This is a genomic window from Corynebacterium tuberculostearicum, assembly GCF_022347385.1.
GTDB classification, from domain to species: domain Bacteria; phylum Actinomycetota; class Actinomycetes; order Mycobacteriales; family Mycobacteriaceae; genus Corynebacterium; species Corynebacterium tuberculostearicum_M.
The window spans coordinates 1-857 of record NZ_JAKRDT010000053.1 but is presented as its reverse complement, the minus strand read 5'-3'; the positions used below and the strand labels follow the sequence as shown (position 1 = coordinate 857).

The 857-nt window shown below is 47.6% G+C and carries 1 protein-coding gene; it reads right to left on the bottom strand.

Annotation, left to right across the window (positions count from 1 at the left end; genetic code table 11):
- Positions 1–93: 93 nt before the first annotated feature.
- Positions 94–453 carry a hypothetical protein gene (locus MHK00_RS11830; RefSeq protein ID WP_040425362.1) on the bottom strand — a complete coding sequence of 120 codons (360 nt, stop codon included), beginning with the start codon at positions 451–453 and terminating at the stop codon, positions 94–96.
- Positions 454–857: the final 404 nt, after the last annotated feature.

Here is an 857-nt window from a genome sequence, read left to right as displayed (position 1 = left end):
GCAGTACCACCGCACCGCCCACAGGATGATGTCACGGGGGAAATGCCGACCGGAGAAGATGCCCATGGCTCTGATTATTTCACGCCGGTCTTTCTACTGCCCCAACTTTGCAACAGCACCCTCGTTAGCGATAGCGACCGAAAAATTATTAACGAAGAAGAGAAGTGCTTGATAAAGGATTATCCCCACGTTGCCTAGTCCATGCAGGGTTGTATCAGGGATGCGATGCCATCTTTTATTCTCATCTTCGCGTTCTTCTCGCCTAGGGGCTGATGGACGTCTTAAAGATAAGCGATTGAGGGCTTGTGTAACGAGGTGAAAGCCGATTAAAAACGGCACCCATTTAATATCGTTCGTTACTTGATGAGGCTGCTTCGACTTAACTTTCTTTTCTCCGGCTTGCTGCGGGGTGTTTTCTTGTGCGGTTTGAGATTCATCTACACTTTTGGACATAAGCACTCCTTTATAAGCCTCTCCCTTAACGAACGTATAGCTACGCCACGCTTGTGGTCTAGACTGCAAAGAATAGAGCCCTCGTCTAAGTTGGCTCTTCCAAAAGGCAGGGTCCAGAAGATAAACATCTTGCGTCAAGGAGTTGTAGAAAATGAAGTTCAATTTTGAGGTACCTGAACCGTTGCAGCTATCTGCACCTGTTTCATATTACGAAAATCTTCTGTCTGATTACCGATGCCGAGACATTTCATTTCTCAAGATGTCTACTACGAGTCAGGTTCTTGGTGAGGTTACCCTCGTTTAGTGGACACCCTATTTGTGCGGATCTTGTGTCCGTAGGAGAGGATGTTCATTGTGAGTCAACAGCGCAAGAAGTACACGCCGGAGTACCGGCGTGAAGCCGC

Coding starts and splice junctions, on each gene's coding strand:
- MHK00_RS11830 (WP_040425362.1), bottom strand. CDS start 453: ATGTCCAAAAGTGTAGATGAATCTCAAACCGCACAAGAAAACACCCCG.